Origin of the sequence: Pseudoduganella sp. RAF53_2, from assembly GCF_052113985.1 — a bacterium.
In the GTDB taxonomy this organism is placed as follows: Bacteria; Pseudomonadota; Gammaproteobacteria; order Burkholderiales; family Burkholderiaceae_D; genus Rugamonas.
Genome location: NZ_JBFRDW010000298.1, coordinates 1 through 6,945, shown reverse-complemented (window position 1 = coordinate 6,945; position 6,945 = coordinate 1). Strand labels below are relative to the sequence as shown.

9 protein-coding genes are annotated in these 6,945 nt (G+C 65.5%); 7 read left to right on the top strand and 2 right to left on the bottom strand.

The features are described 5' to 3' along the window. On the top strand, positions 1-281 hold a 281-nt coding region (locus tag AB4Z11_RS17990; protein WP_442026621.1), incomplete at its 5' end, for a 3,4-dihydroxy-2-butanone-4-phosphate synthase. Between the two features lie 71 nt (positions 282-352). Here the strand turns inward: AB4Z11_RS17990 and AB4Z11_RS17985 are convergent. Beyond that, positions 353-1,765 carry an MFS transporter gene (locus AB4Z11_RS17985; protein WP_442026619.1) on the bottom strand — a complete coding sequence of 471 codons (1,413 nt, stop codon included), beginning with the start codon at positions 1,763-1,765 and terminating at the stop codon, positions 353-355. Between the two features lie 45 nt (positions 1,766-1,810). Here AB4Z11_RS17985 and AB4Z11_RS17980 point away from each other — a divergent pair, with 45 nt between their 5' ends. From AB4Z11_RS17980 to AB4Z11_RS17955, 6 genes are all read left to right on the top strand, one after another. Beyond that, the gene (locus AB4Z11_RS17980; RefSeq protein WP_442026617.1) at positions 1,811-2,671 is read left to right on the top strand and encodes a LysR family transcriptional regulator; all 861 of its coding nucleotides are present in this window, start codon (positions 1,811-1,813) and stop codon (positions 2,669-2,671) included. After that, positions 2,668-3,471: an ABC transporter permease gene (locus AB4Z11_RS17975; protein WP_442026615.1), complete on the top strand. Its 804-nt coding sequence runs from the start codon at positions 2,668-2,670 to the stop codon at positions 3,469-3,471. Before AB4Z11_RS17980 ends, AB4Z11_RS17975 begins: the two co-directional genes overlap by 4 nt. A 1-nt stretch (position 3,472) precedes the next feature. Beyond that, positions 3,473-4,423, top strand: coding sequence for an MlaD family protein (locus AB4Z11_RS17970; RefSeq protein WP_442026614.1), 951 nt, complete (start codon positions 3,473-3,475; stop codon positions 4,421-4,423). Beyond that, positions 4,420-5,082, top strand: coding sequence for a hypothetical protein (locus AB4Z11_RS17965; RefSeq protein WP_442026612.1), 663 nt, complete (start codon positions 4,420-4,422; stop codon positions 5,080-5,082). The genes AB4Z11_RS17970 and AB4Z11_RS17965 overlap by 4 nt, the downstream gene beginning before the upstream one ends. A gap of 92 nt (positions 5,083-5,174) precedes the next feature. Then, the gene (locus AB4Z11_RS17960) at positions 5,175-5,612 is read left to right on the top strand and encodes a carboxymuconolactone decarboxylase family protein (RefSeq protein WP_442026610.1); all 438 of its coding nucleotides are present in this window, start codon (positions 5,175-5,177) and stop codon (positions 5,610-5,612) included. Between the two features lie 10 nt (positions 5,613-5,622). Continuing rightward, positions 5,623-6,030 carry a cupin domain-containing protein gene (locus AB4Z11_RS17955; RefSeq protein ID WP_442026608.1) on the top strand — a complete coding sequence of 136 codons (408 nt, stop codon included), beginning with the start codon at positions 5,623-5,625 and terminating at the stop codon, positions 6,028-6,030. A gap of 48 nt (positions 6,031-6,078) precedes the next feature. Here the strand turns inward: AB4Z11_RS17955 and AB4Z11_RS17950 are convergent. After that, the coding region (locus AB4Z11_RS17950; RefSeq protein ID WP_442026607.1) for a DEAD/DEAH box helicase at positions 6,079-6,945 on the bottom strand (867 nt) is incomplete at its 5' end.

The following is a 6,945-nucleotide window of genomic DNA, read 5'->3' as shown; positions in this document are numbered from 1 at the left end:
CCACTACACCTGATGCCCGGCCCTCGGACCTGGTGCGCCCCGGCCACGTCTTCCCCCTGCGCGCAACGCCAGGCGGCGTACTGGCCCGCGCCGGCCATACCGAAGGCTCGGTCGACCTGGCCGTGCTGGCGGGCCTGTCGCCGGCAGCCGTGCTGTGCGAGCTGATGAATCCCGATGGCACCATGATGCGCGGCGAGCAGATCGAGCGCTTCGCCGCCTTGCACGGCATGCCCATCCTAACCATCGCCGACCTGATCGCCTGGCGCGAGCAGCTGTTCTGACGTGGCGGCACCCGGCGCGGCCTCCGCGCTGGCCCGGATGCGGCGCCAGACCAGAAGCCGCGTAGGGCGGATCAATGATCCGCCGTTACCAGCGCTGACGTGGCGGCCCCCGGCGCGGCCTCCGCGCCGGCCCGGATGCGGCGCCAGACCAGAAGCGCAGCGCTGGCATAGGACAAGGCAATAGCGCAGAAACCCAGCGCAAGCCGCGTATCCCACGCCGGCGCCGCGTGCAGGATCACACCCATCACCGCCACCCCAACCAGCGCCCCCACCTGCCGGTTGGCATTCAACGCCGCCGCAGCGCTATTGGCATGTTCACGTCCGGAAGCCTGCATGACGGTGTTGGTCATCGCCGGAATCGAAATGCCGATCGCGAAGAAAATAGCCATCGCCCCGGCGAGAATCAAGGCATAAGGCGTATCCGCCCGCGCCCCGATCAGCAACACGGCCACCGCTGCCGCAGCAACCAGACCGCCCAGCAGCGGACCGCGTGTCCCGAACCGCCCCATCACCCGTCCGGACAAAAAATTGGTCAGCGTGCTGGACGCCATCATCGGCAGCAGCAACAGCCCGGTATGCAGTGCATCCCTCCCCTGCGCCTGCTGCAGGAAAAGACTCAGCAGGAACAGCTGGCCGAACACACTGAAATTAATCAGGAAGCCCGTCACCACCGCCGCACCGAACGAAGGCGAAGCRAACAAGGCGCGCGGCAGCATGGGATGCGCGCTGCGCCGCTCGCGCAGCCAGAGCGCGCCGCCCAGCACCAGCGCGGCCACCACGGCGCTCAGCACCGCCGCAGAGGTCCAGCCGCGCGCCTGCCCCTCAATCAGCACAAAACTCAGCGCGCCAAGCGTCGCCACACCCAGCGCATGGGTGAACAGCGAAAGCTGACGCGGAGAAGCCGCCGGCGCCGGCACGCGCCACTGCGCCAGTGCGATGCCCAGCAAGCCCACCGGCACATTAATCCAGAACACCGCGCGCCAGCCGAAGCCCTGCACCAGCAGACCGCCCACCAGCGGCCCAGCCGTCGCCGCCACGCCCACCAGTGCCGACCAGATGGCGACCATGCGCGCCCGCTGCTGCGGATTGTCAAAGGTATGCGTCAGCAGGCTCAAAGAGCTCGGCATGAACAGCGCCGCGCCCGCGCCTTGCAGCAGGCGCGCAGCCACCAGCGCGCCACCGGCAGGCGCCAGCGCGCACAGCACGGAAGCCAGCAGGAACAGGCACAAGCCGCCCTGGTAGGCCTGGCGCGGCCCGAAACGGTCAGCCAGAGCGCCGCCAGCCAGCAGCAGCGCGGCAAAAGTCAGCGTGTAGCCGTCCACCACCCAGACCAGGCCCGATAACGGCACATCCAGGTCAGCGGCGATGGCGCCAAGCGCGGTATTGACGGCCGTGACGTCGATCATGGCCATCACGAAGCCTATGGCAAGCGTAAATATCAGCATGCCGCAATGATGCGCGCACTTGCCTGATGCAGTAAACATGCATACCATCAGCACTCTGATGCAAAAATGCATCCAGGAGCCAAAATGGACTGGGACAACACCCGCATCTTCCTCGCCATCTACCGCGCCGGCACGCTGCGCGGTGCGGCCGCCCTGCTCGATATCGACCAGGCCACGGTCGGCCGCCGCCTCAACGCCATGGAAAAGGCGCTGAACGCCAAGCTGTTTCTGCGCACGCCCTCCGGCTACGTCGCCACGCCGGCCGGCGAAATCGCCTGCCGCTCCGCCATGCAGATGGAGGAAGCGGCGCTGCAGCTGGAACGGGAAATGTCCGGCATCGACAACCGGCTTTCAGGCACGGTGCGCGTGGCGACTACGGACACCATCAGCCACGCCTTCGTGATGGAAGCCATGCGCCGCCTGCACGAGCAGCATCCGGACATCCGCATCGTGCTGGAAGTGAACACCCAGCTGTCCAGCCTCACGCGCCGCGAAACCGACCTGGCGGTACGCACCGTGCGTCCGACCAGTCCCGACCTGATCTCGCGCCACCTCGGCAAGCGCGTGGCGGGGCTGTACGCCACGCCCGCCTACATCGCAACACGCGGAGAACCCGGTACCGGCTTCGCAGGCCACGACCTGGTGATCTACCACAGCAGCGTCACCGCGCGGCAAGGCGAAAAGCTGGGCGGAGAGCCCATCACCAACGCCCGTGTGGCCATGGAAGTCAACACCGGCATGGTGCTGCTGGAAGCCGTGCAGGCCGGCATCGGCATCGGCGAACTGCCCATCCACATCGCGGCCAAGCTGCCCGGACTGCGCCGCATCTGGCCGGAGCGCGAGCACCGCTACGACGTCTACCTGGTGATGCACGCCGACCTGGCGCGCAGCGCTCGCGTGCGGGCCGTCGCAGATGCGATTGTTGATGCTAATATCGCAATATGAACGCTCATGCATCGCATTCCTCGTCCGGACCGCGTCTGCACCTATGGGCCCAGGCCTGGCTGACCAGCTGGTGGCGGCTGCTGCAATTTGCCGCCCTGCTGACCACGCGCGCCTTCCTGCCTTCCAGCTACCGGCGCGATAACCTGCGCGCACTCGCCGAGCAGCTCGTGGTGACGACGGCGAATAACCTGATCTGGTTCACCATGCTGGCCTCTCTGATCAGCCTTGTGATCATCCGCATCGTGGTGGTCACTGCCGTCAGCTATGGCCTGTCGCGTTATGCACTGAATCTGGTGGTGCGCGTGCTGGTGCTGGAACTGGTGCCCTTGACGGCCGCCCTGTTTGTCGCCTTGCGCTCCACCCTGCCCGCAGGGGTCGAATTCGCCCAGCAGCGCGCCGCCGGCGAACAGCTGGAGCCGCATCTCGCGCTGCGTACGCAATTCTTCCCGCGCGCCGCGGCGGGCATGTTCGCGGTGTGGCTGCTGGCCGCCGTGAGCTGCGTGACGACGCTGGTCCTGGCCTATCTGGTGATCTATGGCTTCACGCCCTGGGCCTTGCCCGGCTACACGCGCGTGGTGGGACAAATCTTCGAACCCGCCGTGGCCCTGATCCTGTGGCTGAAGATCGTGTTCTTCAGTATGGCCGTGGCGGTGATTCCGCTGGCATCTTCCTATTACACGGGCGCCGCCAATCCATTGCTGCGCCGCCGCGGCGTGGCGCACGGGCTGGCGGACATGGTGCGCATGTTTGCCGTGATCCTGCTGATCGAAACGGCTTCGCTGATGGGGAACTACTACTGATATGAACGACACCACACAACCCGAACCGGCGCCGGTACGCAACGCGGAATTCAAGGCGCTGCTGCTCCTGATCCTGCTGGGCGTGCTGCTGGTCGGCACGGTGCTTTACCTGATGTACGCACGCGGCGCTTTCGAAGCGACGCAGCGGCTGGTGCTGACCGCCGACGATTCCGAAGGCGTGACCGTGGGCATGGACGTGACCTTCGCCGGCTTCCCCATCGGCCGCGTGCAGCGCATTGAACTGAGCCCGCAAGGCAAGGCGCGCGTGCTGATCGACGTTCCGCAAAAGGATGCGCATTGGCTGCGCACCAGCAGCATCTTCACGCTGGAAAAAGGCCTGGTGGGCGGCGCGCGGCTGCGTGCCTTCTCCGGCATCCCGACCGATCCCCCTTTGCCGGACAACGCCGAACGCGGCCTGCTGGTCGGCGATACAGCCTCCGAGATTCCGAAAGTGGTGCAGGCTGCGAAGGATGTGCTGGAAAACCTGAGCGCCCTCACCGCCAATGAAGGTCCGCTGGGCGCCAGCCTGCGCAACCTGCAGGGCGCGACGGAAAAGCTGAATGGTCCCGGCGGCGCCTTTGGCCTGCTGACCGGAGAAGACCAGAAGGCGCGCGAACTGCTGCGCAATGCGAATTCCCTGATCGTCAAGGCGGACAGCCTGGTAGGCAATGCGGACCGCCGTGTGTTCGGCGACAAAGGCATCGCCACCGATGCGCAGGCCACCATCGTGCAGTTGAACGGCCTGCTGGCCGACGCCCGCACCAGCCTGAAGAAAATGGACGCCATCCTGGCTGATGCCCAGGTGGTCGGCAAGAACGCCCGTGCCGCCACCGAAGACCTGGGCACGCTACGGGCGGAGATCGACAGCAATCTGCGGCAGATCGAACAACTGGTCAATGAGATCAACCGCAAATGGCCATTCAAACGCGATACGGAGATCAAGCTGCCATGAAACGACTCCTGATCTGTAGCGCAGTCCTGCTCTCCGCCTGCGGCGGCGGCCCGCGCGTGCCGGACTGGCAGATGAATGCCCACCAGTCGCTGGAACGGGCGCAGGCGGCCTACCTGTCCGGCAAGGACAATGTCGAGAAGACTGAATTCGCACGCGCCCGCGAGCAGATCGCCAGCACCGGCAAGGTGGAACTGATCATCCGCATCGAACTGGCGCGCTGCGCCGCGCGCGTGGCAGCGCTATCGTTTGGCGAGTGCCCCGGCTTCGAAGCCCTGCGCGCCGACGCCAGCCCGGCCGACGCAGCTTACGCAAACTATATTGCCGGCCGCGCGCAAGCGTCCGAGGCGGCCCTGCTGCCCGAACCCCAGCGCGCCGTGCTGGCGGCCGGTGGCGACGAAGCCGCCGCGAAAGCCGTGGCGGCCATTCCCGATCCACTATCGCGCCTGGTCGCAGCCGGGGCCGTGTTCCGCGCCAACCGCGCCACACCTGCGGTGCTGGACACGGCTGTCGAAACCGCGTCCGCGCAAGGCTGGAAGCGTCCCCTGCTGGCGTGGCTGAATGTGCAGGCCATGCGGGCCGAAAAAGCCGGTGATTCGGCCGAAGCYGCCCGTCTGCGCCGCCGCATGGTGCTGGTCGAGGGACCAATTGCAGGAAGTTGACCCCTGATTTCTCCCGGAATTGGCCCCTTCGCAGGGCGATGGCCTCCCTACAATGGACTCCATCGAACACCAATTCTTCAAGGAGAACTCACATGGAACGCATCAACTACTACACTGCATCGCCGGAAGCCATGAAAGCCATGATGGCGCTGGAAAAGGCCGTCAACAGCCTGGGTCTGGAAAAACCGCTGGTGGAACTGGTCAAGCTGCGCACTTCGCAGATCAATGGCTGCGCCTTTTGCGTGGACATGCACTCCACCGACGCCCGCAAAGCCGGCGAGACTGAACGCCGCCTGATGGGCGTGTCGGTATGGCGCGAAACCCCGTTCTTCACCCCGCGTGAACGCGCTGCTCTGGCATGGACCGAAGCGCTGACCCGCCTGTCCGAAACCCACGCGCCGGACGAAGACTACGCCGCCATGGCCAAGGAGTTCACGCCGGCCGAGCAGGTCAATCTGACCATGGCCATCAATACGATCAATGCCTGGAACCGCTTCGGTGTCGGTTTCCGCGTCATCCCTGCAGTGTAAGGAGGCCGCCATGCTGAAACGCGCTATTTTTGCAGCAATCGGCGCCGCTGTGTTTGCGGTGGGCCTGCCATCGCAAGCGCATGATGCGGCCGACAACGCCACCGTCCTGCAAAAGCACGCCTTGCCGGAAGCGCCGGGCCATACCGGGATTATGCTGACCGTGAATTACGCGCCTGGCCAGTCTTCGCCAGCGCATGTGCATCCGGGTTCCGTGTTCGCCTATGTGATGGAAGGTGAAGTGGAGTCGCAACTGGAAGGCGAGGCGCCGGTGAAGTACAAGGCGGGCCAGTTCTGGTACGAATCGCCGAAGCACCCGCACGTGGTGTCGCGCAATGCGAGCAAGACCAAGCCGGCCAAGCTGCTGGTGGTGCTGATGGTCGGCGATGGCGAAGAGATTCTCCAGCCGTATAAAAAGTAAACCCACGGCGTGAAGCAGGTGCCAGCCACATCGTGGCTGGCACCAGGTTTAAGGCTCTGGTTTTTGGACCGCCGCGGCGGCTTCCCGCAGCTTGTCCTTCTTGCTCTTGCGCTTGCCTTTGACGCCGCCGTTCGCCGTATCGGTAGCGGCGCCCGGTGCGGGCGCCTGCGTCACCGGTTCAAAGCCCGCAACACGCTCGCGCGCCACGCGCTTGTCCTGGCGCTTCTCGATCAGGCGGAAATGCTGTTCCATCTCCGGCGTRATAAAGCTCACGGCCAGCCCGCTGGCGCCCGCGCGGCCCGTACGGCCGATGCGGTGGATGTAATCGGCCGGAGAGCGCGGCAAATCGTAGTTCACCACCACCGGCAATTGCGCGATGTCGATGCCGCGCGCCGCGACGTCGGTCGCCACCAGCACGTGCATTTTCCCCGACTTGAAATCGGCCAGCACTTCGGTGCGCGCGCCCTGGCTGAAGTCGCCGTGGAAAGCTTCGGCAGCGACGCCGTTGTGGCGCAGCTTGTCGGCCACGTGCTCGGACGCGTACTTGGTCGCCACGAACACCAGCACCTGGTTCCATTTATTCTCGCGCACCAGCTGGCGCAGCAGCTGGGTGCGGCGCCCAGCATCCACTTCAATAGCGCGCTGGGTGATGTCCGGCTCGTGCGCCTCTTCGCTCACCGTCTCGATGCGCACGGGATTGCGCAGCATGCGCGTGGCCAGTGTCTGCACAGCCGGCGGGAAAGTCGCGGAGAAGAACAGGTTCTGGCGCTGTTCCGGCAGCAGCGACAGGATGCGCGAAATCTCTTCGCTGAAGCCCATGTCCAGCAGCTTGTCCGCCTCATCCAGCACCAGCGTCGAAATCTCTTCGCTGAAGCCCATGTCCAGCAGCTTGTCCGCCTCATCCAGCACCAGCGT